This window comes from Ruegeria sp. H4, assembly GCF_056533065.1.
The window spans coordinates 264,239-291,144 of record NZ_JBQFOC010000001.1; the positions used below are offsets into that span (position 1 = coordinate 264,239).

Consider the following 26,906-nt stretch of genomic DNA (forward strand, 5'->3'; position numbering starts at 1 on the left):
GTTCACACCTTAATCGACCTGGATCGAGACCTGATCAGACGCGCCGCGTGCATCTACCACCAACAAGTGTGAAAAACCGCGACCGGGATTGGGGATATCAAACTCTCGTTGCCGCTGACCTGTCAGCACCGGAACCCCATCAGCCAGCAAGGAGAACGGCCCAACCCCGCCGCGCAGTTTGACGGTCACGGGGGCTCCGTTCGTCTCTAACACGGCGTTGTTGGGCGGAAATACCAGGTCGGGCGCGCTTGGATCTTTCTCAAACGCGGTGCTGCGCGGTTGGAACCGTTGCAAAGGTTGGGGCAATTCAGCCGCGCCAAGGATCAATGTGGATGGCGGCGGCGGGCGCAAGGGCGTGGGGGCGGGTTTCAGATGCCCGAAGGCTTCAAACAGCAGGGGGGCCGCCAGCTCTCCGCCAAAGGCGCCGGGCACCGGGGTGCCATCAGCACGGCCCAACCAAACCCCGATGACATGCTGCCCGTCAAATCCAATCGCCCAAGCGTCACGATGCCCATAAGATGTGCCGGTTTTATAGGCCAACCCCTGCGCAGCAGCACCGGAAGGGGGTGCTAGCCCGGATAGGATGTCGGCCACCTGCCACGCGGCGACATCTGAAAGGGTGCGCGTGGTCTGTGCCCGGCCAGCCAAAGCATCGTGATATAGAACTGGCCCCTGACCCCCTGCTGCGAGCGTCGCATAGAGCTGTACCAGATCCCGCAGGCTGAGCCCGACGCCGCCCAGCGAGATCGCCAAACCCGGAGCTCCGCCACTCAGTTTCGGCTGCGTTCCGGCATCGCGCAGGGCGGCCATGACGCGGGCTGGGCCAAGTTCGTTCGTCAACCGAACGACGGGGATGTTCAAAGACAGATGCAGCGCATCACGCACCCGGATATCGCCGCGAAACATACCGTCGAAATTGCGCGGGGCGTAACGCCCGAACATCACCGGGCTGTCGCTGATCAGGGTTTCAGGATGGGCCAGTCCCTGATCAAAGGCCATGCCATAGATCAAGGGCTTAAGCGTTGATCCGGGCGAACGCACCGCACGGGTCATATCCACAAATCCCTGCCGGGCGTCTTGATAGCCCGCTGACCCGACCGAGGCGAGTATGTCACCGCTGCGATGATCGGCCACGATCAGCGCACCCGAGATTCGCGGGCCCGCTTTGGAGGCCGCTTGGGCCACCAATGCTTCCAACCGGGATTGAAGGCGCGCATCCAGGGTCAGATCGTGGGTCTGGGCCTCGGGGCGCGCGCGTAGCGCGTGATCGGTCAGATGCGCTGCAAGACGCGGGAAGGGGCGCATCTGCGTAGGAACCGCTTCGGTCAGAGCTGCCTGCATGTCGTCTGACGACAGCACCCCTTGCCGCTGCATCCGGTGTAAAACGCGATTGCGGGCTTTTTCGGCATTCGCGTTTGCCCGATCCGGACGGCGGGATTCGGGCGCTTGGGGCAGGGCCACCAGCAATGCCGCCTGCGCAGCTGTCAATCGCGTTGGGTCTTTTCCGAACCACGCCCGCGCACCCGCGCGGATGCCTTCCAGATTGCCGCCATAGGGCGCATGTATCAAATACAGGTCCAGGATCTGCCGTTTGGTCAGGCGGCGTTCCAGCGCCAACGCGACCCTAACCTGGCGGATTTTGCCTCTCCATCGCCCGGTTGGGCCATCCTCGATCAGCCGCGCGACCTGCATGGTCAGGGTCGATCCGCCCGAGACTGCGCGGCCATTCCAAAGCGCTTGGCCGGTGGCGCGGATCATCGCGGCAGGATCGACGCCGGAATGAGACCAGAACCGCTTGTCCTCGTACCGGATCAGCATCTCGGTAAAGCGGGGATCAATCGGGCCGGGCCGCATCCGCCAGATGCCATCTTCGACCGGGAAGGCCCGCAGCAATGCGCCGTTCCGATCCCGCATCTCGACCGAGGTTTCGGCCAGAACCGAGGGCAGCATGGTCGCGTCGACCCATTCCGCCACTCGATCTCGCGCAAAGGCGGTCAGGTAGAGCGCACCAGCCAGCGCCAACAGTAATGTGGCGCTTTTAGGCATCCCGGTGCCTCGCGTCCTGATATGTCGGACGAATGATCACCGGATATCAACCTGCCCTGTTCCTGTCCGGGCACGGTTTTGCGGGCGGTACATATCCTCGACCGATGCTGCCGGGTGGTGGAACGAGCCCGGCGTAACTGCGCGTGCCACATAGGCCAACGTCACCGTCTCGCCCCCGGATAAATCAACAGCCGCCAGGAACCGGTCCGAGCGGAACTCGGTATGTCTGGCCTCGGACAGGTCCAGCCAGTCCAGCGCACGCACATCGCCCGAGCGCAGCAGGCTTGGGTTGTCGATCTCGATCCCGGCGGCCAGCGGATCATCCACCATCAGCCGCGCTCCGCCAGTTTCAAAGGGCGTAATCGTCAGAACGGTGACGAACCGGTCGCCAGTGGTGAACGAGGTCGGGTCAAGCGGATCGCCGTCCATCGAATAGTAGGCCCGGTCGATCGCATAGCCGGTGCCGCCCGCCTGCGGCTGTATGGTCGGAATGCCCGTGACGGTCAGGGTGATGTCGGTTGGGTTCGCGTCCGTGGCGGTGATGTTCAACTCATCCGCCAGCACGCTTTCCAGAACCTGAACAAATGGGCCTGAGACCGGAGCGCCATTCACACTCAACCCAGACCCGGACGGGTCCGAGACCAGCGCATGGGCGGCCAGCAGCGACCAAGAGGCCTCTTGCGTGGACAGATACTGCCTGCCAGCGCTGACACGCTGGATCAGGGCGTTGCGGTCCACAGCCTGACTGCCCGCATTCACAGCCAGCGTCAGTAGACCGGCAGCATCGCGCAAATTGGTGCCATAATCCGCACGCCAGAGGGATTGCCCTTGTTCAGGTCGTTGGTCCAGTATTTGGGCCGCACGGGTGAACATGGCATCCGCGCGGGTCTGATCGCCGTATGACGCCAGAGCGGCTCCCAATTGCGCCGCTGCCAGTGGGGTATCGAATGCGTCCCCCTTGGCGTCGGCATAATACCGCAGGTCTCCCATCGAGGCGGCTCCTTCACGCGCGAGCACCATCAGAGCGTAGGCAATGTCCTGACCACCCTTGTCGAAATCGGGGGCATAGTTGATGCGGTTGCGCAGGTTATCCATGGCCTGTGCAAAGGCCCGGTCGGGTACTGCGTGACCTTGTGCACGGGCGCGCGACAGGAAGTCGGTGACATAAGCGTCCAGCCAGAAATCCCCACTGTTCGCGCGCCAGAGGCCGAAAGCACCGTTCGACGATTGCCGCGTCAGGATGCTGCGGATCGAGTCGTTGATGCGCTGATCCACCAGCGGCCCATCGCCCAGCCCGGTCGCCTGCGCGACCGATGACAGATAGAGCAGCGGCAGCGCCTTGCTGGTGATCTGCTCGGTGCAGCCATAGGGGTAGCGGTTCAGTTGGTCCAACAGGCCGGGCGTGTCGAACCTCGCCAAAGCGCCTGCGGAGAGGATCGCCTTGGCCGATCCCGGTTGGAAGCCGTCAAAGACATCCTGCGTGAACAGGAAGCTGTCGCCTTCACCCAGCGAAAACCGCCGTGTTTGAGCCACAACAGGGTCATTTGCGCGGATTGGCATCCGCAGGGTCTGTTCCAGATCACGTCCATCCGGTGTCGAGATTGCAACGCTGACCTCCGGGTCTCCGACCGCAAGAGCGCGGATGGGGATTTCGAATGTCGCCCTGCCGCCTTCGTCCAGGACAAAGCTGGTGGGTGCATCGCCCAGTTCCAATCTGGCAGAGGATGTCAGCCCCAACGCCATTTCGCCTGAGGGGCCATCGGCATGCACGACCTCCAGCAACATCCGGCTTTCATCGCCGGGGGCCAGAAAACGCGGCAGGCTGGCGGTGACAACAACCGGGTCGCGGACGATCATTTCGGCCTCGGCCTGACCTACGGCGGCGTTGGACCAGGCCACCGCCATCAGGCGCACGGAGCCGTTAAAGGCGGGCAGCGGGATGTCGATTTCGACCTCGCCGTTGGCGTCGACCAAAACCGGCCCGCTGAACACAGCCATCAAGTCCTGTGTCGGCGGTGGGGATTGCCGCCGCAGGCCCGAACTGTCTCCGCCCGAACGCACGGTTCCCATCGCGCCGTTCATCCCGTCGATCAATCGGCCATAAACATCACGCAGATCAACGCCCAGACGTCGCTGGCCAAAATAGTATCCTTCGGGGTCTGGGCTTTCGAACCCGGTCAGGTTCAGGATACCCACGTCCACAGCGGCCAAACTCAGCCAAACAGGATCGTCCTCGCGAGTATTTTCGACCCTAACAATAGCCTTTTGCGCTTGTCGAGGTGAGGTCACACTGGGCACGTCAATTGCCACCTCCAGTGTACGGCCCACCGGTTCGACCGTTGCATGGGCCACGCCCATGGCGCGCGCAGGGTTCTGGCCATCGGCGACATCCATTGGGCGGATCACTGTTGCGGTGACATAGGCACCTGCACCCCAGTCCTCGTTCACCTCGAGCGGGATCACGGTTTCGCCTTCGGACACCTCGACCATCTGGCGATGGATTACCCGGTTGGATAGAACCTCAATTTGCGCCACTCCGGCCATCCGAGGAACGATGCGCAGCTGCGCGGTCTCACCGGGGCGATAGCTGTTGCGGTCCAGCGACATCTCAAGCCGGTCGGGTGAGACCGAGGCATCCGCGGCCTGATACCAACCCGCGGAGAACTCGACCGCCGTTTCCGCGTAAGCGCCATCCAGGCGCTGGACGACCAGCTCATAATGACCCCAATCGACAGGTTGCGACAGGTTTATCGGGTCTGCTGTCGTCTCAATCTCGCCAGTGGCGATGCGCGTGCGACGCGTGGTCGGTTCCCAATTCCAGTTTCCATAAAGCTGATACCATTGATAGCGGGTCTCGACCTTGTTCAGCGTCCAGCGCAGGCGCATGGGTTCCGGCGTCAGATCGGGTGACAGACCGATGATCTGAAACGCCGCCTCGGTACCCTGTTGCAGCACATCCTCAAAGAGTGGTCTGACCCCGATCATCGCCTGCGCAGATTGCACAGGCGCGGTCAGGCGGCGTTCGACCGGGCGGCCCGATCCATCGGCAAGGCGCGCAATGACCACAGCCTCGACGGGTGCACCATCAGTCTCTAACACGGGGATTTCCACGGCAATGGTGGCTTGTCCCGCTGCGTCGGTGCGGGCATCGCCGAAATAGCTGCTGCGGGTTGATGTCTCGGCATCGTAGCGGCCAAAGCGATACGCCTCATAGCCGGGAACGGTGTTAGCAGGGCGGGCGATCACCTGACCATCAATGCTCAGATCCGACCCAGGCGCGCCGAACAGATACCGCGCGTCGATCTGCAAGGGAGGCGTGTCGCCCGGGCGCAACGGCGCATCCGGCAGCGACAGGTCAAAGTCGATGCGTTCGGGCAAAAAGTCTTCGACCAGAATGGTCTGGCGGGCCAGTGCATCGCCTTTGGGGTCAGATTTGACCTCGATTTTCCACGCCCCACGCGGTACATCTGCGGCAACGGGCAGGGCAAAGACGTGCCCACCAGCAACCCCGCCATCTGAGACGGCGCGTCGATATTCAACCCCATCCGGGCGAGACAGGATCACTGTCAGCGGCAGGCCGTCAATCGCCTGCGCGGTGCTGTCCCGCGACAGGGCGGTGACATGAATTACCTCACCGGCTCGATAGGCTCCCCGGTCGGTGCTCAGGAACACATCGACGGGTCCGGCGGGTGCGCGCCCCTCGACCCCGCGATCCGACAGGTCAAAGGCAGGGTCGGTTAGGGACAGAAAGCTGAAATCCGCATCGCCCTTGGATACCATAACCAGCGCAGGCGCGCTGCCGCCCGTACCGCGTGTCAGACCGGGTTCGAATCGGATATAGCCGCTACCATCGGTCCGACCTTTGGCAATCACCGCATTGGCGTTTGAGATCAGCGAAACATCGATCCCCTCCCTCGGCATGGCGTCTGCCAACCCGCGCACGGTGACATGCAGCCCATCGGTACCCAGCGCGGTGCTGATCCCCAGGTCGGTCAGCACAAACCATTGGGTCGCGCCGGGATCATCATAAGGATCAGCCCCCGGTACGCGGGCCGTCAGCGCATAAATACCAGCGGGTTGATCGGCAATCGCTTCAGCCATGGGCAGGCGGGCGGTCATGGTCTGGTTCAGCTGGTTCGCAACTTCGGCGGTTCCGCTCCAGATATCCTCGGCGATTTCATCCGAGAACGCCCGCTCCTGCCATTCGCTGAGCGGACGGCCAAAGAAGTCCTGCTGCACGGTGCGGATCAGGTTGCGGTCACTGACGCGCCGCAGGGTCAGGTCCAGCGTCGGCGTGTTGACGGTTTCAACCGGCAGCGCGGCATCTGCGGCCTTGGGCAAAACATAACTGCGCCCGGGAAACCGAACCGATGGCGCGCGGTCTCGCACATAATGCGTCAGCTCAACCGTGCGGTTCAGAACCTCTCCGGATGCGGCGGGAAGCCCCTCGCGCAGTGCGAGGCGATAACGCTGACCATGCGCCACCCCATCGACGCACAGGGATTTGCCGTCCAGCTGAACCACCAGCCCCTCATCGCTGCGCTGCACATACGGGTCATAGTCGACCCCGGCCTTGACCAGAGGCTCGGAAAATTCAACGCAGATGCGCGGCGCGGCGGCGTTGCTTTTAACGGTACTGTCGATGACACGAAAGCCATACTTTCCAATGGCGTCGTCCAGAGCGGCCAGTACATCCTCGCGCGGTTGCACCTGTTCGGCCAGCCGCAGGGCCGAGACCATATCGCGCCCGCGATCCACGGCTTCTAGCGCGTCAGCGAGTGTCAACAAGGCGGCAATCTGGGTGCCCGGTGCATCGGCGCGGAGATATCCGTTGATTGCGGCATCGACCGCGCGTTGGCGCTGTTCAAATCGACTGCCATTCGCAGGCGGTTTGGCGACCTGCAGCAACCGGGCATATTCGACCCACAGGTCCGGCGCGTCGCTAAGCGATACGGCGGCCCCCGTCCAGAGCATCGCCAAGCGATTGTTTTCGGCGGTTCGCGCCGCCTCCAGCAAAGTCTGCAGATCACGGCCCCCCGCGTTGTGAGTAAACCCCAGGTCCCGGGCCTGTTTTGCCGCTCGGTTAAGGTCTTTCTGACTAAGGAATTCCAGCGCCTCAGTCCGCGTTTTCCCCAATATTAGGATCTGATCCGAGGTTGGAACTTTCTGCGCTGATAAAGCGCCCTGATACTCTTCCTGTCGGTTGACGCCGCTTTTGGGAAAACAGGCATCCGACCGGGTGTTATAGGTAAAGGCCGTACAGCTTTGATTGGCCGAGCAGGCCCGAATGCAGGACGCCAGATCTGTATCGAACAGCGCATCCAGATCCGAGCCATAGAAATCAGCATCCCGCGTGGTGACATAGCGAAATTCAGGAATTGCGGTTTGGGCAAAGGACGCTATCGGCAGGATCAGGAACGAAATGATGTAAGCAATTGAAATCAAAACAAAGCGGTGCATGACGACCTCCTATTCCAACGTAGCCTCGCACGCGGCCTGCCAGTCACGCAACGGCTTAAACACTTTTTCACCGGTTGGCGGGATGCTGCGCATGGAACGAACGGGATCGAACGCAATGAGTCTTGCACAGAAGCTGGCACAAGAACGACGCGCGCGCCTTGCGGCCGAGCGGATGCTGGAACTGAAACAGGCGGAATTGTCCTCGGCCAATCGCAAGTTGGGTCGCCACGCCATGGCCCTGACCAAGCGCATTGGCGAAACCCAGGCCGAGGTTGAGACGGTCCGGGACGAGAATGAAAAGGTCAAATCCGACCTGACGGTCGCCAATGCCAAGATCGAAGTGGCTGAACGGCGCTTGTGGCATTCGATCCAGACCATTCAGGACGGGTTTGCCTTTTTTGATGGCGGCAGCCGGCTAATCAGTGCCAATACCTCCTATCTGAGCGTGTTCGAAGGGTTGGATGAGGTCACGCCGGGTATCTCATACATGCGTATTCTGGAGCTGCTGACCAGCGAAGGGATTGTGGATATTGGTCGGGAAAGCGCAACCGAATGGTGTTCCCGTATGCAAAGGCGTTGGACGCGTTCCAACCCTCCGCCCGAGGTGGTCCAGCTGTGGAACGGCCAGTACATCCGCCTGATCGACCAACGCGGCAGCGGGGGCGATGTGGTGAGCCTGGCGCTGAACATCACCGCCTCGGTACGGCATGAGGCCGAGTTGCAGGCCGCCCGCGACAGGGCCGAAGCTGCGAACCGCGCCAAATCGGCTTTCCTTGCGAATATGAGCCATGAGATTCGCACGCCGATGAACGGTATCGTCGGCATGACCGAGTTGCTCTCCGAGACGCCGATGGACGAAGAACAACGCCTTTACGTCAATACGATCCGCAACTCAGGTGAGGCTTTGCTGGTCATTATCAACGATGTTCTGGATTACTCGAAAATCGAAGCCGACAAGCTGATCCTGCATCCTGAAAAGTTCGATCTGGAACGCTGTATTCTTGAGGTTGCGATGCTGTTGCAGCCCAGCGTGCGCGACAAAGGCCTGACCCTGCTGGTGGATTATGACCTGTTCCTGCCCACGCTTTTTGTCGGTGATCCGGGGCGGGTGCGGCAGGTGCTGACCAACCTGGTGGGCAATGCAGTCAAGTTCACGACCGAAGGGCATGTGCTGATCCGCGTCACCGGCGTGCCCCATCCCGATCAGCAGCACTGCGACATCCACATTGCGATCGAGGATACCGGGATCGGGATCGAAGCCGACAAAATCGGGCATATTTTTGGAGAGTTCAATCAGGTCGAAGACGAACGCAACCGCCAGTTTGAGGGCACAGGTCTGGGCCTGGCCATCACCAAACGTCTGATCACGATGATGGGCGGCACGGTCTGGGTAGAAAGTGAGCTGGGGCAGGGCTCGTGCTTTGGGTTCCGTATCTCTCTGCCTACAGCGGAAGGTCCGCAACCCGTGCCGCCTGATCTGGACGGACGTCTGAAGAACGTCATGGTGGTCGAGGATCTGGCCGTGAACCGGGCGATCCTTGAAAAACAACTCAGCCGGATGGGCGCTGAGGTCACGGTCTGCGCATCGGGCAGCGAAGCCCTGTCAAAACTGGATGCATCGATTGATCTGATCCTCTGCGATCACGATCTACCCGATATGGACGGGCTGGAACTGGCAACAACGCTGAAAGATCGCGGCTGGGCCGATGTGCCTCTGGTGATCATGTCCGCCAATCCGGGTGTCATCCACGCCAATCCCGCGCGGAAGTTGATCGATGGCGTTCTGCAAAAACCCATCCCTCGCTCCGAGCTCTATAACCGCCTGATCGCGCTAGGCAGTTCTGTGCTCAGCCCAGAACCTGCTGATGATTCTGAGCCTGAGGTACGCGTCGAAGGGGACAGGCTGATGCGCGTATTGGCAGCCGAGGATAATCGCACCAATCAACTGATCCTTAAAAAGATGGTGAAAGACCTGAACATCGAACTGCGCTTTGCCGGAAACGGGATTGAGGCGGTCGGGGCCCATCAAGACTTTGCCCCCGATCTGATCTTTATGGATATTTCGATGCCAAAGATGGATGGCAAACAGGCCACCGCCGAGATTCGCAGGCAAGAGATTGAAACCGGGCAGCACATTCCCATCGTAGCCCTGACCGCCCATGCCATGGCAGGAGATGATCAAAGTATCCTGTCAGCCGGACTTGATCACTACCTGACCAAACCGCTGCACAAAAAGCTGATCCATCAGATGATCCTGGATCACCGCCCCGACGGCACTGCTCCTATCAAACCTGAAACGGATTGAAATGGCCGCGCCGTCTTCTGTCCAAAAAAAACCTCGGGGAGCGCGAGGGGCTGGCCCCGCGCTCCAACCGCTTGCCCTGCCCATCAGGCTTGATAGGGCCGTACAAATACCGGTTTGTTAGCTTCTGACAAATCAGGGCGGTATGCATAGCCGCCGCTGTCAAATTCCAGCAACGCGTGCGGATCGGTCAGGCGGTTTTGAACAATGTACCGCGCCATTGCACCGCGGGCTTTCTTGGCAAAAAAGCTCACGATCTTGGGGCTGCCCGCCTTGTCTTCCATAAAGACCGGCGTGATCACACGCAGTTTCAGGGCCTTCAAGTCCACTGCGCCAAAATATTCCTGACTGGCGCAATTCACCAAAACATCGCTGCCAACCTCTTCGGCCTGCGCATTCAGCGCCTTGCTCAGTTGGTCGCGCCAATACTCATACAGGTTTTTACCACGGCGGGTCTTCAGCTTGCTGCCCATCTCCAACCGATAGGGTTGAATTGCGTCCAAGGGGCGCAACACGCCATAAAGGCCGGACAGAATGCGCAGGTGATCCTGCGCCCAGGCCATCTCATCCGCATCCAGTGACGCAGCTTCAAGCCCCTGATAGGTGTCGCCAGCAAACGCCAGCGCGGCGGGGCGGGTGGTGTCAGCCTCAGGCGCGTCGGCAAAGGCGCGATAGCGGTCGCGGTTCAGACGCGCCAGATCATCACTGAGGTCCATCAGCTTTTTCAGATCGCCAAGGGTTAGGTTGCGGGTGGTTTTTGACAGTCGGATTGCGTCGTCCTGAAAATCGGGTGACGTGACCTCAACATCCCGCTCTGCCCAGTCCAGCCGCTTGGCCGGGGAAATCACTACCAGCATATCCGCCCTCTTTCCTTGCCTGTCCTGCGGTATCTAGGTCGTTTTGCGTTTTACCAAAAGAGCTTTTGTCGAAAGGCGCGGTCGACCGCAGGGAGAGGCATCGTCTTTTGACACCATTGCGACGCGAAACGACCTAACCTGCATCTCGCAGCACGTCCAGAAAGGCCACACCAAACCTTTCGTGACGGCGGTCGCCCAGCACCTGTTCGATCCCGCGCGGATCATCCGGGCGTAGCTGCGCCACCTTCGCCAGTTGCGAGGCAGAGCAAGTCAGTGGTTTGTCGATTCCATCCGGACCACGTGACAACTGGGACTGTACCTCTAGCAAACGGTCATAAATCTCACCCTGATCGCGGCCCGCGAGTTTACGGCGCGCGGGGTGAACTGCAGCGGCCTCACCCGCGATCACCTCAAGAAACGTGTCGCCATAGCGTTCCAGCTTCTTCGCACCGACCCCGCCAATCCGGGCCATATCATCCAGCGTCATCGGGCGCTTTTCGGCCATTTCGATCAGGGTCCGATCCGGGAAGATGACATAGGCCGGAACACGGGCGGATTCCGCCAAGGCCCGGCGCTTGGCTTTGAGCGCGCTCAGCAGCGGCGCGTCTTCCTCGCATACCATCGCTTTGACCGCAGGGCGGCGCGTGGCCTTGCGGATCGTGTCTTTGCGCAGCTCAATCTGCGCCTCACCCTTGAGGATCGGTTTCGCTGCCTCGGTCATACGCAGCGCGCCGTGGCGCTCGGGGTCGGGGCGCACCAGATCATGCCCCATCATCTGCCGGAAGATCGCTTGCCATTGGGGGCGGGACCAGTCCTTGCCGATCCCCCAGGTGGATAACGTGTCATGGCAGCGGGCGCGTGTTTTGTCGGTTTCATTGCCCAAAAGAATGTCGATCAGATGGCCTGAGCCAAACCATTCCTCAGTGCGCAAGATCGCAGATAGGGCCATGCGCACCGGTGTGGTGCCATCGAAAACCTCGGGCGGGGTATCGCACAGATCGCATTTGCCGCAGGCTTCGGCCTGTTCTCCGAAATAGCCCAACAGGGTCTGACGGCGACATTTCAAAGCTTCAGCCAACCCCAGCAGTGCATTCAAACGCGCATGGTCAGCCATGCGCCTTTCAGGTGGGGCCAGCCCTTCATCGATCTGCGACCGGCGCAGGCGGATGTCGTCTGGGCCAAACAGGGTAAGGGTTTCAGCCGGGCCACCATCGCGGCCTGCGCGGCCGATTTCCTGATAATAAGCCTCGATGGATTTGGGCAGGTCCGCATGGGCGACCCAGCGGATATCGGGTTTGTCGATGCCCATGCCAAAGGCGACCGTGGCGACCACGATCAGCCCATCTTCGCGCGCGAACCGGGTTTCGACGATGCGGCGGTCCTCGGCCTCCATCCCGCCGTGGTAATGACAGGCCGAGTGGCCCTCGGCCCGCAGCGCCTGCGCCAGCACTTCGGTCTTGTTGCGGGTGCCGCAATAGACAATGCCCGACTGCCCCTTGCGGGCACCGGCAAAGTCGAGGACCTGCTTGCGGGGGCCATCCTTGGCGCCAAAGGCCAAATGGATGTTGGGCCGGTCGAACCCGCGCAGGAACTCGCGCGGGGCGGTGCCGTCGAACAGTTTTTCGACAATCTCGTCCTGCGTTTCCGCATCCGCCGTGGCGGTGAAGGCGGCCAATGGCACGTTCAGCGCGCGCCGTAGCTCTCCGATCCGCAGGTAATCGGGGCGGAAATCATGGCCCCATTGGCTGACGCAATGCGCCTCGTCCACGGCGATCAGGTTGACATTGATCCGGCGCAGCATTCCCAGCGCCGACCCGGCGGCCAGACGTTCAGGGGCCATATAGAGCAGCTTCAGCCGCCCGGCCTCCAGCGCCTCCCACACCGCATCGGTTTCTTCCTGTGTATTGCCGGATGTCAGCGCCCCGGCCTCAACGCCCGCCTCTTGCAGCCCACGCACCTGATCGCGCATCAGGGCGATGAGTGGAGAGATCACCACCGTCACCCCGTCGCGCAGCAGGGCAGGCAGTTGGAAACATAAGGATTTACCGCCCCCCGTGGGCATGATGGCCAACACGTTTTCGCCAGCGGTCACGGCATCGACAATCTCTTCCTGCCCGGGGCGGAAGGCGTCGAATCCAAAGACATCTCGCAGCAAAGGCGCGGAGTCGAACATCTGCGGGGGTGCCCTGTTTTAAGGTTTATCTGCTCTTAAGACAGGACAATCACATACTAAGATTCGGTGAACAAGGCCTCAGACAAAATAGCCCATATTGTTGATCAGAATGATCCGCAGCGCATAGACCCCGATCAGCACCACCAAAGGTGTCAGGTCCAGCCCGCCCATATTGGGCAGAACACGGCGGATCGGGCCATATATAGGCTCTAACAAACGGTTCAGGCCGTACCAGATTTGCGCGACCAGTTGTTGATGCAGGTTGAGCACCTGAAAGTTGATCAGCCAGCTCATGATCACATGGGCAAGGATGATAAACCAGACAATGTCCAGGATCAGCAGCAGGATTTGGATCAGCGACAGCATGGGCACTCCGTTCTTTCACCGAACAGAGACCTAAGCGCCCCTGTCGTAAAGAGCAAGTCCGGCCCAACTGAAAGCTTGCGAATTTGGACAAAGCCCCGTCTTATGAAGACAAAGAAGAACAGGGGCAGTCATGGCAGAGATTTCCAAGCGCAAGCGCATCTGGGGCTGGTGGTTTTTCGACTGGGCCAGCCAGCCCTATCACACTCTGCTGGTGACATTTGTGTTCGGCCCCTATTTCGCAGGGGTCGCCGCCGGGTATTACGCAAATACCGGGCTGGGTGCCGAGGCCGCCGCCGCGCAGGCGCAGACGGTCTGGGCAAACTGCCTGACCATCACCGGTCTGATCATCGCGTTCGGGGCGCCCTTGCTGGGCGCAATGGCGGATGTGTCGGGGCGGCGCATCCCGTGGATTTTCGCCTTTTCGGTGATGTACGCGGTGGGCTCGGCTGCGCTGTGGTACACGATGCCCGATGGCTCGAATATGTGGCTGATGCTGTCGGCTTTTGGTCTGGGCTTTGTAGGGGCGGAATATGCGCTGATCTTCATCAATTCTCAGCTGCCCGATCTGGGGGACGATAACGAAGTGGGCGAGATTTCCGGCTCGGGCTTTGCGTTCGGGTATTTCGGCGGTCTGATCTCGCTCGCAATCATGCTGGCGCTGTTTGTGGAACAGCCCAATGGCAAGACCCTGATCGGAATGGAGCCCTTGTTCGGGCTGGACGCCGCCGCGCGCGAGGGCACGCGTTTTGTCGGTCCGTTCACCGCCGGGTGGTTCGTTCTGTTCATGGTGCCCTATTTCCTGTGGGTGCGCGATGATCCGCAAACCGAAAAGAAGGGCAGCGTCGGAGAGGCGTTGCGCCTTTTAGGCAAGTCGATCGCCGCCTTGCGTCATCGGGGCAGTCTGGCGGCTTATCTGGGTTCGTCCATGTTCTACCGCGACGCGCTGAACGGGCTTTACAGCTTTGGCGGCGTTTACGCGCGGCTGGTGCTGGAATGGGACCTGATCAAGATCGGCGTGTTCGGGATCGTCAGCGTTCTGGCCTCGGCCATCTTTGCTTGGATCGGCGGCAAGATGGATCGGAAATACGGCCCTAAACCGGTGATTTTGACCGCGATCTGGGTGCTGATCTTTGTCTGCGCTACGGTGGTGATGATGGACCGGACGCAAATCTACGGCATCTCCCTGCCTGAAGGGTCCAACCTGCCGGATCTGGTGTTCTTTGGCTGCGGTGTGCTGATTGGTGGCATGGGCGGTATCCTGCAATCGGCCAGCCGCTCGATGATGGTACGCCATACGGATCCCGCCACCCCGGTTGAAAGCTTTGGGCTTTATGGTCTGTCGGGCCGCGCCACAGCCTTTGCCGCGCCGCTGCTGATCGGGATTGCCACAACCGTGACCGGCAGCGCGCGACTGGGGGTGTCACCCATCGTCCTGTTGTTTATTCTGGGGCTGTTCCTAATGCGCTGGGTGAAACCGGAAGGGGATCAGAGCAGATGATTTTACGACGTTTTTTAATCGCTTTGGCCGCACTTGCACTGGCAAGCACGGCGACGGCCGAACCTTTGGCGAAACAGTTGTTCGGGTCAAAACGGGTTAGTTCACAACAAAAACCGGCTGCTTTCGGCAGTTATTCGCGTGGATGCGCGGCCGGCTCGGTGCAGTTGCCTGAAACCGGACCGACTTGGCAGGCCATGCGCCTGTCGCGCAACCGAAACTGGGGGCATCCTGTTGCGATAGACTATGTGCAGGACCTCAGCCGGTTTGCCGCAAAGCAACCGGGGTGGAATGGCCTTTATGTCGGGGATATCAGCCAGCCAAGGGGCGGGCCGATGACATCGGGTCATCGGTCTCATCAACTGGGTCTGGATATCGATATCTGGATGCTGCCAGGGGGCGATATGCGCCTGAGCCGCAAAGCACGCGAAAATCTCTCATCCATTTCCCTGCGCCGCTCGAACGGGGCGTTCGTGAACAACAACTGGACGAAACAACACCACGCTGTGCTGCGCGCAGCAGCGAAAGACAAGCGCGTGGCGCGGATTTTTGTCTTCCCCGGGGCCAAGGTTCAGATGTGCAAGGATGAGAAAGGCAACCGTGCTTACCTGCGCAAGATCAGGCCTTGGTGGGGGCATCACTATCATTTCCACGTGCGCCTGAACTGTCCCAGAGGGTCAAAAGGCTGCGTCAATCAGGACCCTATCCCCAAAGGTGATGGCTGCGCTCAGGCGCAGGAATGGGTGAACAACATTCTCAACCCGCCACCGCCCGATCCGAATGCGCCTGCCCCCAAGAAACGCCGGGAATATGTTCTGGCCGATTTGCCCAAGCAATGCGCCGCCGTTTTGTCGTCAAACTGATTGCTGCATCTCTGTGTGCCGGGTCGGTCTGGGCGGTTGAGGTCAAAACCGCCGCCCAGCTTGGCAGTTATGTCTGGAGGGACAACGCCGCGTGGTTCGGTGGATTCTCGGCGATCCATGTGTCTGACATGGGGCGCCATCTGACGGTTCTCAGCGACCGGGCGACCTTGATAACTGGGCGGGTCGACCGCGACGGGGATCAGATCTCAGGCATTCGCATTCTGGGTCATTGGCCGGTCTTATCCAGTACCGGGCGCATCATGCTGGGCTATGCTGGCGATTCCGAAGGGATCGCGATGGCCCCGGATGGTGGTTTCTACATCTCTTTCGAAGGTGTGCACCGGGTCGCCTACTATCCGGCACCGGGGACAAATGCCCGAGTCTTGCCGCGCCCCAAGGCCTTTGATGATTTGGAGCGGAATGGATCGTTCGAAGGGCTGGCGATCGACGACACCGGCCGCCTGTATACGCTCACTGAAAAGAGCCGCACAATAGATGGTGATATCCCGGTTTATCGCTGGGATGGTCAGGTCTGGTCGACGCCTTTCGTGCTGCCGCAACGTGGTCAGTTCCAACCTGTTGCAGCCGATTTCGGCCCCGATGGCCGGTTCTATGTGCTAGAGCGGACGGCCTCCATTACCGGGTTTCGGTCGCGACTGCGGCGGTGGGATGTCTCTGGCGATACCCCGGAAGCAGAGGAAATCCTGTTCGAGACCAGCAAAGGCACGCATGACAATCTGGAGGGCCTATCCGTCTGGCGCGACGATCAGGGGCGGCTGCGCGCCACGATGATCTCGGACGACAATTTTCTGGCGCTGCAACAGACCGAACTGGTCGAATATCTACTGCCCGATTGACAGGTGCAGGGCAAAGGTCTAAACGCACGGCTTGCCTTGGGATGAACCCTTGGCCAAGTCGCCGCTACCTTGTCAAAACGGGCATCTGAAAATGCAACGCTCTTATATTCCCGGCATTATTGCCATGGCCGCCATTGTTGTGGCCTCGAACATTCTGGTCCAGTTCCTGATCCTTGACGGATTGCTGACCTGGGGTGCTTTCACCTATCCGCTGGCCTTCCTGGTCACTGACATCATGAACCGCGTCTATGGCGTGGGCCCGGCCCGCAAGGTCGTGTTCGCCGGGTTTGTCACCGGTATCATCTGCTCACTGATCGGCAGCCAGATCATGCTGCAGGGTGATGGGTTCACCTATGCCGCCGTGCCGCTGCGGATTGCGGTCGCGTCCGGCACCGCCTTCCTGATCGCGCAGTTGACTGATGTGACCATCTTCAATTCGCTGCGCGGTGGCCGCTGGTGGCGTGCTCCGCTGGTCTCGACCCTTGTCGGATCGGCGCTAGACACGGCGATCTTCTTTACGCTGGCCTTCTCGGCCTCGGTCACCTTCTTCGGCGCAAACGCGGACGCCGCGATCAACTGGGCGTGGGAGCCTGTGCCGTTCATGCTGTCCGGACCGATGGCTCCGCTCTGGGTTACGCTGGCTTTCGCGGATTGGTTGGTAAAGCTGTCGCTGGCCCTGATTGCCTTGATCCCGTTCAAGGTGATCGTCGCCCGTCTGACCGCCGCACAGCCTGCCTAAAAAAGTGCTTTGAGAATGGTGCATCTTGTGTCAGGCTCAAAGTTAACCGCAACAGATAGAAAAGGAGGTGATCCAGTGTCGAGAAAGAGATTGGAGAGAGGTGTCGGAACAACCGGGGGGATCGCCTGCTAGGGCAGCCCTTGGCGGAGCGCTCGCTCCGGCTGGTCGATTGATCTAACCGACCCAACCTCCTGAACTTTCGAAGGGCCGTCCCACCGGGGCGGCCCTTTCTGTTTTCCCTGACGCCTTGTAAGGTCCGCCCCATGTTGCGCATCACCGACGATATCATCCTACAGGATTGGGAAATGACCGAGAGCTTCGTCCGCTCCTCCGGTCCCGGCGGGCAGAATGTCAACAAGGTCTCGACCGCTGTCGAGCTGCGGTTCGAAGCCGCGCGTTCACCGTCGCTGCCCGAGCAGGTGAAGAACCGCCTGAAACGGCTGGCCGGGCGACGCTGGACCAAAGATGGGGCGATCATCATTCAATGTGAGGAAACCCGCTCTCAGGCCCGCAACCGCGAGATCGCGCGCACCCGATTGGCTGAGTTGATTTCAAGGGCGCTGGTCAAGCCCAAGCGGCGGATTGCCACCAAGCCTACCTACGGCTCAGTCAAACGCCGTCTGGCCGCGAAAAAGGCCCGTGGCGACGTCAAGGCGCTGCGCGGGAAAGTATCTGAAGATTGATCTGGTATCTTGCCGACCCGTTGATACTCTGACCCGCAAAAGCGGCAGGAGGATAACACCATGAGGCTGGAGGGGAAAACGGCAATCGTAACCGGCGGTGCGTCTGGGTTCGGGGCCGGGATCGTTCAGACGTTTCTGGCCGAGGGCGCGCGCGTGATGATCGCTGACATCAACGCCGCCGCGGCGCAGGATCTGGCGGTGCAACTGGGTTCTGGCGCGATGGCGCAGCAAGTGGATGTTAGCGACGGGGCGTCGGTTCAGGCGATGGCCGGCGCGGTCGAGGCCGCATATGGGCAGCTCGATATTCTGGTCAACAACGCTGGCGTCACCCATCTGCCCACCCCGCTGGAAGACGTCAGCGAAGAAGATTTTGATCGCGTCTTCAACGTGAACATGAAGTCCGTTTACCTGACTGCCCGCGCCTTTGTTCCGGCGATGAAAGCGCGCGGCGCCGGGGCGATCCTCAACGTCGCCTCAACCGCCGGGCTTTCGCCGCGCCCCAATCTGAACTGGTACAACGCCTCTAAGGGCTGGATGATCACCGCGACGAAAACCATGGCGGTCGAATTGGCCCCTTCGGGCGTACGCGTTAATGCCATCTGCCCGGTTGCAGGGGAAACGCCGCTGCTGAAATCCTTCATGGGCGAAGACACGCCCGAGATTCGAGCCAAGTTCCTCTCGACCATCCCGCTCGGTCGCTTCTCAACCCCTCAGGACATGGCCAATGCCGCCCTGTTCCTCTGCTCGGATGAGGCCAGCATGATCACCGGCACAGCGCTTGAGGTCGACGGTGGCCGCTGCATTTGATCCGCTTTTCTTCTGTTCAAAAATACCTCCGCCGGAGGCAGCACGCACCAGCGCGCTTTCGGCCCAACAAAAAAGGCGAAAATGACCCCCGGACCCCGAAACCTGATCACCGATGTCCCCGGCCTGAAGGTCGGCAATGCGCAGGATGCGGATCTCAAATCCGGCACAACCGTCTTTATGGCGGACGCGCCATTCACTGCTTCGGTTCACGTAATGGGCGGCGCGCCCGGAACACGCGAGACCGATCTTCTGGCCCCCGATAAATCGGTCGCCCATGTCGACGCGATTGCCCTGTCTGGCGGATCAGCCTTTGGGCTCGACGCCTGCTCGGGCGCGTCAGATGCGCTAAGGGCCCAAGGCCGGGGATATCCGGTTGGCAATACTGCGGTCCCCATCGTTCCCGGCGCGATCCTGTTCGATCTATTGAATGGCGGCAACAAAGACTGGCCCGAAAATCCCTACCGCGCATTGGGGCGGCGCGCTTTTGAGGCGGCCAGCGAAGACTTTGTACTAGGCACAGCTGGCGCAGGAACCGGTGCCTTGGCCGCCATGCAGAAGGGCGGGTTGGGCTCGGCTTCAGCAGTGCTAGACACAGGGATCACGGTGGGTGCGCTTGTTGCGGCCAATCCCATGGGGAGCGTAACCACCCAAGGCGACCGGCATTTCTGGGCGGCACCATTCGAACAAGGGAAAGAATTCGGCGGTTTAGGCTCTGATCCGCGCGCCGGTTTGGGTCAGCCTTGTGCGAGCCGCAAGGCCAGCGCAATGCGGGCCGATCCCGAGAAATCAAATACCACAATCGCCATTGTTGCCACCGATGCGGCCTTGTCAAAATCTCAATGTTACAGGCTGGCCGTAGCCGCGCATGATGGTATCGCGCGCGCGGTTTTGCCTGCCCACACACCGGGGGATGGCGATTTGGTCTTTGGCGTCAGTACAGGTGAGGTGCAGTTGGCCAATGATACCGAACTTGGAATGATCGGCCATGCGGCTTCGCTCTGTCTGGCGCGGGCCATCGCGCGCGCGGTCTACCTCGCCTCACCCGCACCCGGCGACCTGCTACCGTGCTGGTCACAGCTCAGATAAACCGGTTAGGCCCGGCGTTTTGCCACAGCGTCACAGCCCCACGCGCGGCAATCTGCGCGTTGACTCATTGGCGCTCCAAAGCTCCTGTTAGGCCAGCCACGTAAATCTGGAGCAAAGACAATGAATCGTTTCCTCGCAACCACAATCGTCGGGCTGCTTGCCTTACCTGTTTATGCAGAAGGGGATGCAGAGGCGGGCAAGAAAGCCTTCAACAGATGCAAATCCTGCCACATGATCGCTGATCCTTCGGGTGATGTGATTGTAAAAGGCGGTAAAACCGGACCGAACCTTTACGGAATTGCGGGTCGGACTGCTGGGACTTTGGAAGGGTTTAAATATGGCGACAGCATCGTGGCCGCTGGCGAGAATGGGCTTGTCTGGGACGAAGAAACCTTTGTCGCCTATTCTCAGGATCCCAGAGCCTTCCTCAAAGAATACCTTGATGACACTGCGGCCAAGTCAAAGATGAGCTTCAAACTGAAATCCGGTGGCGAGGATGTCTATGCCTATATCCTCAGCGTATCAGGCGAATAAGCTTTCAGATGATCCAATGACATATCGAAAAGCCGCTTCACCTGCGGCTTTTCGTAAGGTTGATAATCCGACCGATCATTGCCATTTTGTCCCAACGCGGCCCGATCCGGGGCCGACGGGCCCCGATGCCAAGCCGATCCGGCCATAGCACCACATCAAAGTTCGCCAGTCCGATGGATCGGCATCAGGAGACGACATATGGGAATCATGATCCCGGCTTGGGTTGATGGTGAGTTGACCCCCGTGGACAAACTTGAGGCACATGAAAAAGGCCTCAGGCATAAGGCTGTCTCTGTCTTTGTGGTGCGCGGTACTGAAATCCTGATGCAGCGCCGGGCGTTGGGCAAGTATCACACCCCGGGCCTGTGGGCGAACACCTGTTGCACCCATCCTGATTGGGACGAAGGGGCCTCAGCCTGCGCAGTGCGCCGTTTGCGCGAAGAACTCGGGATCACCGGGTTGTATCCCGAGTACCGCCATCGTCTGGAGTATCACGCCGATGTCGGCAACAACCTGATCGAGCATGAGGTGGTGGACGTTTTTCTGGCGCACGTACGCGGCCCGCTGAAGATCGAGCCGAACCCGGACGAAGTGATGGATATTCGCTGGATCGATTATCACGATCTTCTGGCCGAGGTGCAGCGCCACCCGGAACGCTTTACACCCTGGCTCAAAATCTATCTGCACAACCATTCGGACACGATTTTCGGCCCGGACCTGATCATTTCCGCACAATCCTGATGCCAAAGCTTGTGCTGGCCTTGCATGGCGGGTTCAAGCCGCCTAAATCAACGCGTCATGGCAAAGCAGAAGACTGATCCAAACTACAAAGTGATCGCCGAAAACAGGCGTGCCCGCTTCGACTACGCGATCGAAGAGGATATCGAGTGTGGCATCATGCTGGAAGGATCCGAGGTCAAATCCCTTCGGGCCGGTGGATCGAACATCGCCGAAAGCTATGCCTCGGTCGATGATGGCGAGTTGTGGCTGATCAACAGCTACATCGCGCCGTATGAGCAGGCCAAGGTGTTCAAGCACGAAGAACGCCGCCGCCGTAAGTTGCTGGTCTCGCGCAAGGAGTTGTCGAACCTGTGGAATGCAACGCAACGCAAGGGCATGACGCTGGTGCCGTTGGTTCTGTATTTCAACCACAAGGGCCGGGCCAAGCTGAAGATCGGGATCGCCAAGGGTAAAAAGCTTCACGACAAGCGCGAAACCCAGGCCAAGCGTGACTGGTCACGCCAGAAGCAGCGATTGATGAAAGATCACAGCTAAGTCTCGGCGCTAGTCGTCCCGCCCAGGCTCGTTCGGATTGCTCGAAAACAGAGCAATCTTGTTGCCCTGCGGATCGCGCAGGTATCCAACATAGAAATTGGGTCCGTAAGCGGCGCGAAAGCCTGGCGCACCCTCGTCGGATCCTCCAGCAGCCAGTGCGGCGGCATGCAGATCACGCACCTGCTGCTGATTTTGCGCCTCGAATGCGGTCATTGACCCGTTACCCGCCGAGGCGGGTGCTCCGTCAAAGGTGGGTTTGACATAGAACTCGGGCAATACCGGTGATTGGTCCGGTTCCACTGGCAGGGCATAGCTTAGACCTTCGGGCCCTTCCTCAAGCTCATAGCCCAACGCAGGCATGAAGGCCGAATAGAACCGCTTGGCCTGTCCGACGTCATCGGTGCCAACCGTGACATAGCTGATCATTGTATCCCTCCTCGTCTTGGAAGCCCAAGACAATAGATTTTAGAATGACATGGCCGCCTGTACAGCACGTTGCCAGCGGGCATAGGCGGCATCGCGGGCATCCTGCGCCATCTGGGGCTCAAAGCGTTTATCAAGCTGCCAGGTCTGGGCGAAACCCTCCTGATCAGGATAGACGCCCGCTTTCATCCCGGCCAGCCATGCCGCGCCCAATGCGGTTGTTTCCTGCATCACCGGGCGATCCACCGGGGCCCCCAGACAGTTCGACAGGCCCTGCATGGTCCAGTCTGACGCGCTCATCCCGCCATCGACACGCAGGATCACATTGGCCTCGGCGCCCCAATCGCCTTGCATTGCATGCCACAGGTCGCGGGTCTGAAAGGCGATGCTGTCCAGCGTGGCGCGGGCAATCTCGGCCCGGCCTGAATTGCGCGTCAGCCCGAACATCGCGCCCCGGCAATCAGGCTTCCAATAGGGTGCACCAAGGCCGGTGAAGGCAGGGATCAGAACCACATGCTGAGTCGGGTCGGCCTGCGCCGCCAGATCGCCGCTTTGCGGGGCGGCATCGATGATTTTCAGCGCATCCCGCAGCCATTGCACCGCAGCCCCCGCGATAAAGATCGAACCTTCCAGCGCATAGGTCTTTTGCCCGTCTAACTGATAGCCAATGGTGGTCAGCAGACGGTTTTTTGAGGCGACGGGCTGCGCGCCCGTGTTCAGCAGCGCAAAACACCCTGTGCCATAGGTTGATTTCATCATGCCGGGTTGAAAGCAGGCCTGACCGATCGTGGCGGCCTGCTGATCCCCTGCGACACCCAGAATTGGTATGTTGCCACCCAGCAGGGACGTGCTGCCAAAATCAGCCGCGCAATCCAGCACCTCTGGCAGCATCGTCAAAGGCACGTCCAGCAGGTCACAAATCTCGGGGCTCCACGCGCCTTTGTGAATGTCGAACAGAAGGGTGCGCGCGGCGTTGGTCGCATCGGTGACGTGGCAACGGCCTTCGGTTAGACGCCAGATCAGAAAGCTGTCGATGGTGCCAAACAGCAGCTCTTGGGCCGCGGCCCGGTCGCGGGCTCCGTCGACGGTATCCAGAAGCCATTTGACCTTGGTGCCCGAAAAATAGGGGTCCAGTAGCAACCCAGTTTGGGCCGTCACATCATCCTCGCACCCGGCTTGTTTGTAGCGGGCGCAGATCTCGGCGGTGCGACGGTCCTGCCAGACGATAGCGTTGTGGATGGCTTTGCCGGTGGTCTTGTCCCAGACCACGGTGGTTTCGCGCTGATTAGTGATGCCGATCCCGGCGATCTGGTCGGCCGAGACGCCGCTGGTCTCCATCACCTCACGGCAGACGGTCAGAACGCTGTCCCAGATATCCTCAACATCATGTTCAACCCAGCCTTCCTGCGGGAAATGCTGAGGAAATTCGCGCTGGGCGGTGCCGACGGCCTGCATTTGTGCGTCGAACAAGATCGCGCGCGAGGACGTGGTGCCCTGATCGATTGCCAGAATATAGGTCATTGCCTGCGCTCCTCCCCCGCATGGTTTTGCGGGACTTTAGCGCAAACACTCGCGCAGGGGCCAGAGCAGAAATCAGGCCGCCGGAATGGGGGTATTGTCGATCAGGCGCACGCCATCGGCCCACGCGGTGACGAACAGCCGGGCCGGGCGTGATGCATTGGGCAGGGGCTCAAGCGTTTCGGCACAACGCAGATCGATATATTCCACCTCGGTGAACCCCGCGGCCAGCAAGTCATCCCTTGCTTGCTCTGCAAGTGGCTCGAACGGTGCGCCGGCGGCGAGTTCTTTGGCCATCGCTTGCATAAGCGTGTTCTTTCGCGCTGCGATCTTTAGCCCTTTGGCCGACAGCCGCAGGTTGCGCGATGACATGGCCAAACCCGAGGGCTCGCGGACCGTAGGGCAGCCCACAACTTCAACGGGGATGTCCAGATCACGGGCCATACGGCGGACGACAAGCAGTTGCTGATAATCTTTTTCGCCGAAATAGGCTTTATCCGCCTGCGTTTGCAGGAAAAGTTTGGCAACCACTGTGGCGACGCCCTCGAAATGGCCGGGGCGGAAGGGACCCTCCATCATATCAGTGAGGCCGCCGACGATCACAGTGGTTGAAAAGCCTGCCGGGTAGATTTCATCGGGATCGGGCACATAAATCGCATCAACACCGTAAGGGACCAGCTTTTGCGCATCCTCGCTCTCGGTACGCGGATAATTGGTCAGATCTTCGGGGTTGTTGAACTGTTTGGGGTTCACAAAGATCGTGACGATCACGCGGTCCGTGCCTGCCTTGGCGGCCTGAACCAGTGACAGATGCCCCTGGTGCAGCGCGCCCATGGTGGGCACAACGCCGATGATTTCGCTCTTGCGGTGCCATTCGGTCGTCAGCGCGCGCAGATCGGCCAGACGGCGCAGGATTGGTGCGGTCATGTCTTGGACCCTTTGGCCGGGGCCTGATCGGCAAAGACATGTTCATCCGCCGGGAAACTGCGCGCGCGCACCTCGGCGGCGTATTCGGCTATCGCGGCTTCGGCCAACGGGCCCAGTTCGGCATAGCGTTTGACGAATTTCGGTTTGAACGCCGTGAAAAAGCCCACCATATCGTCAACCACAAGGATTTGCCCGTCGCATCCGGCAGAGGCTCCGATGCCGATGGTCGGGATCGCTACTTCGTTGGTGATCTGATCGGCCAGATTTTGCGGAACTTTCTCTAACACGACGGAAAACGCGCCCGCCTCGGCCACCGCATGGGCATCGGCCAGCACAGCATGTGCTTGGTCATCCCGGCCCTGAACCTTGTACCCGCCCAGCGTGTTGATCGATTGCGGCGTCAGGCCGATATGGGCCATCACCGGAATGCCACGCTTGACCAGAAAGCGGATGGTCTCGGCCATCTCGACCCCACCTTCCAGCTTAATAGCCCCCGCACCGGTCTCCGCCATCAGACGGGCGGCATTGCGGAATGCATCGGCAGGGGAATGTTCATAACTGCCAAAGGGCATGTCGATGACCATCATCGCGCTGTTCAAGCCGCGCGCGACGGCCTGACCGTGCAGGATCATCATCTCCATCGTCACGCCAAGGGTCGATTCCAGTCCGTGCAGCACCATGCCAACGCTGTCACCCACCAGCACAAAGTCGCAATGGGTGTCCATCAAACGCGCCATCGGGGTGGTATAGGCGGTCAGACTGACCAGCGGCTCACCGCCCTTCCGGGCGCGAATATCTTCGGCGTTTGGGGCTTTTTTTCGGGCGGTGGCGCTCATGTTCGCTCCTTGCGGGGTTCATGTTGCAGTGCGGCATAACAGATCGAGCAGGGCCCACGAAACCCCGGTTGCGCGAACATTTCCTTGAATGACCTTAGGTTTAAAGGAACACTGGGCCCAGAAAGCCCGCAAACACGCGGCTGCGTTGACTTCAACGGGGAGAGTTTCCATGACTAAGCAGGTGTTTCGAACCTTTGGCTCGGTGCTGGCGTTAAGCGCCGGATTGCTGGCAACACAAGCGATGGCCCAATCGGACATTACAATCGCCATGCAGTTAGAGCCGCCTCATCTGGATCCGACCAGCGCGGCTGCTCAGGCCATCGATTCGGTGGTCTACACCAACATCTTCGAAGGTCTGACCCGGTTCATGGGCGATGGATCGGTCGTGCCGGGGCTGGCGGAAAGCTGGGAAATCTCGGATGACGGCACCGTTTATACCTTCAAGCTGCGCGATGGAGTGACCTTCCATGACGGCAGCGCGATGGATGCTGAGGATGTCAAATTCAGCCTTGATCGCGCAATGGCAGAAGACAGCGCCAACGCGCAGAAGGCCCTTTTTGCCGGAATTGAAAGTGTCGAGGCCGTGGATCCGCTGACCGTCAAGGTGACCCTGTCCGAACCAAACGGTAACTTCCTGTTCAACATGGCCTGGGGTGACGCAGTGATCGTAGCCTCTGAGAGCATCGATGATATCAAGACAAACCCAGTAGGGACCGGAGCCTTTACCTTTGGCGAGTGGGTGCAGGGCGACAGCATCACATTGAACCGCAATCCTGACTATTGGGGCGATCAGCCTGCATTAGAGAGCGCGACGTTCAAATTCATCTCGGACCCGACCGCCGCTTTTGCTGCCATGATGGCCGAAGATGTGGATGTGTTCGATAATTTCCCCGCGCCGGAGAACCTGCCTCAGTTCGAGGCTGACCCACGGTTCCAGGTTCTTGTTGGCTCGACCGAAGGCGAAACGATCCTGTCGACCAACAACAAGCAAGCGCCGTTTGATGATATCCGCGTCCGGCAGGCTCTGGCTCATGCGATTGACCGTCAGGCCATCATCAACGGAGCCATGTTCGGCTACGGCACGCCCATCGGAACCCATTTCGCGCCGCATAACCCGGCCTATGTCGATCTAACCGGCCAATCTGCCTATGACCCGGAAAAAGCCAAGGCTATGCTGGCTGAGGCCGGTTTTGCCGAAGGCTTTGAGACTACGCTGCACCTGCCGCCGCCTTCCTACGCGCGCCGGGGTGGAGAGATCATCGCAGCACAATTGGCCGAGGTTGGGATCACCGCCGAGATCATCAATGTAGAATGGGCGCAATGGCTGGAATCGGTGTTCAAGGGCAAGGATTTCGGCCTGACCATCGTCAGCCATACCGAGCCGATGGATATCGGTATCTATGCGCGGCCCGATTATTACTTCCAATATGACAGCACGGATTTTCAGGCCCTGATGGAGCTGCTGAACACCACCACCGACCCCGAGGAACGGGCCCGGTTGATGGGAGAGGCGCAGCGCCTGATTTCCAACGACTATGTCAACGGGTACCTGTTCCAGCTGGCCAAACTGGGTGTGGCCAAGGCAGGCGTACAAGGGCTGTGGCAGAACGCGCCGACAGCGGCTATTGATCTGACAGCGATCAGCTGGGCGGAGTAGCG

Annotated in this window: 21 protein-coding genes; 12 read left to right on the top strand and 9 right to left on the bottom strand. The window is 60.2% G+C overall.

The window, feature by feature from the left end:
• Positions 1–9: 9 nt before the first annotated feature.
• Together pbpC and ACR0KG_RS01285 are read right to left on the bottom strand one after the other, a co-directional pair.
• Complete coding sequence (gene pbpC / locus ACR0KG_RS01280; RefSeq protein ID WP_480826257.1) at positions 10–2,046, bottom strand: penicillin-binding protein 1C; 2,037 nt, start codon at positions 2,044–2,046, stop codon at positions 10–12.
• A gap of 36 nt (positions 2,047–2,082) precedes the next feature.
• Complete coding sequence (locus ACR0KG_RS01285) at positions 2,083–7,506, bottom strand: alpha-2-macroglobulin family protein (protein ID WP_480826258.1); 5,424 nt, start codon at positions 7,504–7,506, stop codon at positions 2,083–2,085.
• A gap of 115 nt (positions 7,507–7,621) precedes the next feature.
• On the opposite strand from ACR0KG_RS01285, the gene ACR0KG_RS01290 reads away from it, so the two are divergent.
• Positions 7,622–9,811, top strand: coding sequence for a response regulator (locus tag ACR0KG_RS01290; RefSeq protein WP_480826259.1), 2,190 nt, complete (start codon positions 7,622–7,624; stop codon positions 9,809–9,811).
• Positions 9,812–9,894: 83 nt separating this feature from the next.
• On the opposite strand, the gene yaaA is transcribed toward ACR0KG_RS01290, so the two are convergent.
• From yaaA to ACR0KG_RS01305, 3 genes are all read right to left on the bottom strand, one after another.
• Complete coding sequence (gene yaaA, locus ACR0KG_RS01295; RefSeq protein ID WP_480543472.1) at positions 9,895–10,665, bottom strand: peroxide stress protein YaaA; 771 nt, start codon at positions 10,663–10,665, stop codon at positions 9,895–9,897.
• Positions 10,666–10,798: 133 nt separating this feature from the next.
• Positions 10,799–12,838 (bottom strand): DNA helicase RecQ, encoded by a 2,040-nt coding sequence (recQ, locus tag ACR0KG_RS01300; RefSeq protein WP_480826260.1) that lies wholly within the window; start codon positions 12,836–12,838, stop codon positions 10,799–10,801.
• 78 nt (positions 12,839–12,916) lie between these two features.
• Entirely contained in the window at positions 12,917–13,204 is a 288-nt protein-coding gene (locus ACR0KG_RS01305; protein WP_170521175.1) for a YggT family protein, read from the bottom strand.
• A gap of 130 nt (positions 13,205–13,334) precedes the next feature.
• On the opposite strand from ACR0KG_RS01305, the gene ACR0KG_RS01310 reads away from it, so the two are divergent.
• The 10 genes from ACR0KG_RS01310 to smpB all read left to right on the top strand — a co-directional run bounded on the left by ACR0KG_RS01310 (position 13,335) and on the right by smpB (position 21,543).
• A complete protein-coding gene (locus ACR0KG_RS01310; RefSeq protein WP_170521177.1) occupies positions 13,335–14,702 on the top strand; it encodes an MFS transporter in 1,368 nt (455 codons plus the stop codon).
• Positions 14,699–15,562: a penicillin-insensitive murein endopeptidase gene (mepA, locus tag ACR0KG_RS01315; RefSeq protein ID WP_480826261.1), complete on the top strand. Its 864-nt coding sequence runs from the start codon at positions 14,699–14,701 to the stop codon at positions 15,560–15,562. Before ACR0KG_RS01310 ends, mepA begins: the two co-directional genes overlap by 4 nt.
• Positions 15,535–16,419, top strand: coding sequence for an esterase-like activity of phytase family protein (locus ACR0KG_RS01320; RefSeq protein ID WP_480826262.1), 885 nt, complete (start codon positions 15,535–15,537; stop codon positions 16,417–16,419). Before mepA ends, ACR0KG_RS01320 begins: the two co-directional genes overlap by 28 nt.
• Before the next feature lie 91 nt (positions 16,420–16,510).
• Positions 16,511–17,158 (top strand): queuosine precursor transporter, encoded by a 648-nt coding sequence (locus tag ACR0KG_RS01325; protein WP_480826263.1) that lies wholly within the window; start codon positions 16,511–16,513, stop codon positions 17,156–17,158.
• 263 nt (positions 17,159–17,421) lie between these two features.
• A complete protein-coding gene (gene arfB, locus ACR0KG_RS01330) occupies positions 17,422–17,841 on the top strand; it encodes an alternative ribosome rescue aminoacyl-tRNA hydrolase ArfB (protein WP_480550986.1) in 420 nt (139 codons plus the stop codon).
• Between the two features lie 60 nt (positions 17,842–17,901).
• On the top strand, positions 17,902–18,648 hold the full coding sequence (locus ACR0KG_RS01335) for an SDR family oxidoreductase (protein ID WP_480826264.1): 747 nt from the start codon (positions 17,902–17,904) through the stop codon (positions 18,646–18,648).
• Between the two features lie 81 nt (positions 18,649–18,729).
• Positions 18,730–19,734, top strand: coding sequence for a P1 family peptidase (locus tag ACR0KG_RS01340; RefSeq protein ID WP_480826265.1), 1,005 nt, complete (start codon positions 18,730–18,732; stop codon positions 19,732–19,734).
• A gap of 120 nt (positions 19,735–19,854) precedes the next feature.
• Positions 19,855–20,268 carry a c-type cytochrome gene (locus tag ACR0KG_RS01345; RefSeq protein ID WP_480826266.1) on the top strand — a complete coding sequence of 138 codons (414 nt, stop codon included), beginning with the start codon at positions 19,855–19,857 and terminating at the stop codon, positions 20,266–20,268.
• 198 nt (positions 20,269–20,466) lie between these two features.
• Positions 20,467–21,009 (top strand): isopentenyl-diphosphate Delta-isomerase, encoded by a 543-nt coding sequence (gene idi, locus ACR0KG_RS01350; protein WP_353008698.1) that lies wholly within the window; start codon positions 20,467–20,469, stop codon positions 21,007–21,009.
• A gap of 57 nt (positions 21,010–21,066) precedes the next feature.
• On the top strand, positions 21,067–21,543 hold the full coding sequence (gene smpB / locus ACR0KG_RS01355; RefSeq protein WP_170379480.1) for an SsrA-binding protein SmpB: 477 nt from the start codon (positions 21,067–21,069) through the stop codon (positions 21,541–21,543).
• Positions 21,544–21,552: 9 nt separating this feature from the next.
• On the opposite strand, the gene ACR0KG_RS01360 is transcribed toward smpB, so the two are convergent.
• The 4 genes from ACR0KG_RS01360 to panB all read right to left on the bottom strand — a co-directional run bounded on the left by ACR0KG_RS01360 (position 21,553) and on the right by panB (position 25,247).
• Positions 21,553–21,969, bottom strand: a complete 417-nt coding sequence (locus tag ACR0KG_RS01360) for a VOC family protein (RefSeq protein WP_480550992.1) — start codon at positions 21,967–21,969, stop codon at positions 21,553–21,555.
• A 39-nt stretch (positions 21,970–22,008) separates the two neighbouring features.
• The gene (gene glpK, locus ACR0KG_RS01365) at positions 22,009–23,487 is read right to left on the bottom strand and encodes a glycerol kinase GlpK (RefSeq protein WP_480826267.1); all 1,479 of its coding nucleotides are present in this window, start codon (positions 23,485–23,487) and stop codon (positions 22,009–22,011) included.
• A 72-nt stretch (positions 23,488–23,559) separates the two neighbouring features.
• Complete coding sequence (gene panC, locus ACR0KG_RS01370) at positions 23,560–24,411, bottom strand: pantoate--beta-alanine ligase (protein ID WP_480826268.1); 852 nt, start codon at positions 24,409–24,411, stop codon at positions 23,560–23,562.
• Positions 24,408–25,247, bottom strand: coding sequence for a 3-methyl-2-oxobutanoate hydroxymethyltransferase (gene panB / locus ACR0KG_RS01375; RefSeq protein ID WP_480826269.1), 840 nt, complete (start codon positions 25,245–25,247; stop codon positions 24,408–24,410). The genes panC and panB overlap by 4 nt, the downstream gene beginning before the upstream one ends.
• A gap of 169 nt (positions 25,248–25,416) precedes the next feature.
• Between panB and ACR0KG_RS01380 the strand changes: the two genes are divergently transcribed.
• Positions 25,417–26,904 carry an ABC transporter substrate-binding protein gene (locus ACR0KG_RS01380; RefSeq protein ID WP_480826270.1) on the top strand — a complete coding sequence of 496 codons (1,488 nt, stop codon included), beginning with the start codon at positions 25,417–25,419 and terminating at the stop codon, positions 26,902–26,904.
• The last annotated feature ends 2 nt before the right edge of the window (positions 26,905–26,906 follow it).

What these genes read in the sequence shown, in the direction of transcription:
- pbpC (WP_480826257.1), bottom strand. Translation starts at nt 2,046, where the DNA reads ATGCCTAAAAGCGCCACATTACTGTTGGCGCTGGCTGGTGCGCTCTAC.
- ACR0KG_RS01285 (WP_480826258.1), bottom strand. Translation starts at nt 7,506, where the DNA reads ATGCACCGCTTTGTTTTGATTTCAATTGCTTACATCATTTCGTTCCTG.
- ACR0KG_RS01290 (WP_480826259.1), top strand. Translation starts at nt 7,622, where the DNA reads ATGAGTCTTGCACAGAAGCTGGCACAAGAACGACGCGCGCGCCTTGCG.
- yaaA (WP_480543472.1), bottom strand. Translation starts at nt 10,665, where the DNA reads ATGCTGGTAGTGATTTCCCCGGCCAAGCGGCTGGACTGGGCAGAGCGG.
- recQ (WP_480826260.1), bottom strand. Translation starts at nt 12,838, where the DNA reads ATGTTCGACTCCGCGCCTTTGCTGCGAGATGTCTTTGGATTCGACGCC.
- ACR0KG_RS01305 (WP_170521175.1), bottom strand. Translation starts at nt 13,204, where the DNA reads ATGCTGTCGCTGATCCAAATCCTGCTGCTGATCCTGGACATTGTCTGG.
- ACR0KG_RS01310 (WP_170521177.1), top strand. Translation starts at nt 13,335, where the DNA reads ATGGCAGAGATTTCCAAGCGCAAGCGCATCTGGGGCTGGTGGTTTTTC.
- mepA (WP_480826261.1), top strand. Translation starts at nt 14,699, where the DNA reads ATGATTTTACGACGTTTTTTAATCGCTTTGGCCGCACTTGCACTGGCA.
- ACR0KG_RS01320 (WP_480826262.1), top strand. Translation starts at nt 15,535, where the DNA reads ATGCGCCGCCGTTTTGTCGTCAAACTGATTGCTGCATCTCTGTGTGCC.
- ACR0KG_RS01325 (WP_480826263.1), top strand. Translation starts at nt 16,511, where the DNA reads ATGCAACGCTCTTATATTCCCGGCATTATTGCCATGGCCGCCATTGTT.
- arfB (WP_480550986.1), top strand. Translation starts at nt 17,422, where the DNA reads ATGTTGCGCATCACCGACGATATCATCCTACAGGATTGGGAAATGACC.
- ACR0KG_RS01335 (WP_480826264.1), top strand. Translation starts at nt 17,902, where the DNA reads ATGAGGCTGGAGGGGAAAACGGCAATCGTAACCGGCGGTGCGTCTGGG.
- ACR0KG_RS01340 (WP_480826265.1), top strand. Translation starts at nt 18,730, where the DNA reads ATGACCCCCGGACCCCGAAACCTGATCACCGATGTCCCCGGCCTGAAG.
- ACR0KG_RS01345 (WP_480826266.1), top strand. Translation starts at nt 19,855, where the DNA reads ATGAATCGTTTCCTCGCAACCACAATCGTCGGGCTGCTTGCCTTACCT.
- idi (WP_353008698.1), top strand. Translation starts at nt 20,467, where the DNA reads ATGGGAATCATGATCCCGGCTTGGGTTGATGGTGAGTTGACCCCCGTG.
- smpB (WP_170379480.1), top strand. Translation starts at nt 21,067, where the DNA reads ATGGCAAAGCAGAAGACTGATCCAAACTACAAAGTGATCGCCGAAAAC.
- ACR0KG_RS01360 (WP_480550992.1), bottom strand. Translation starts at nt 21,969, where the DNA reads ATGATCAGCTATGTCACGGTTGGCACCGATGACGTCGGACAGGCCAAG.
- glpK (WP_480826267.1), bottom strand. Translation starts at nt 23,487, where the DNA reads ATGACCTATATTCTGGCAATCGATCAGGGCACCACGTCCTCGCGCGCG.
- panC (WP_480826268.1), bottom strand. Translation starts at nt 24,411, where the DNA reads ATGACCGCACCAATCCTGCGCCGTCTGGCCGATCTGCGCGCGCTGACG.
- panB (WP_480826269.1), bottom strand. Translation starts at nt 25,247, where the DNA reads ATGAGCGCCACCGCCCGAAAAAAAGCCCCAAACGCCGAAGATATTCGC.
- ACR0KG_RS01380 (WP_480826270.1), top strand. Translation starts at nt 25,417, where the DNA reads ATGACTAAGCAGGTGTTTCGAACCTTTGGCTCGGTGCTGGCGTTAAGC.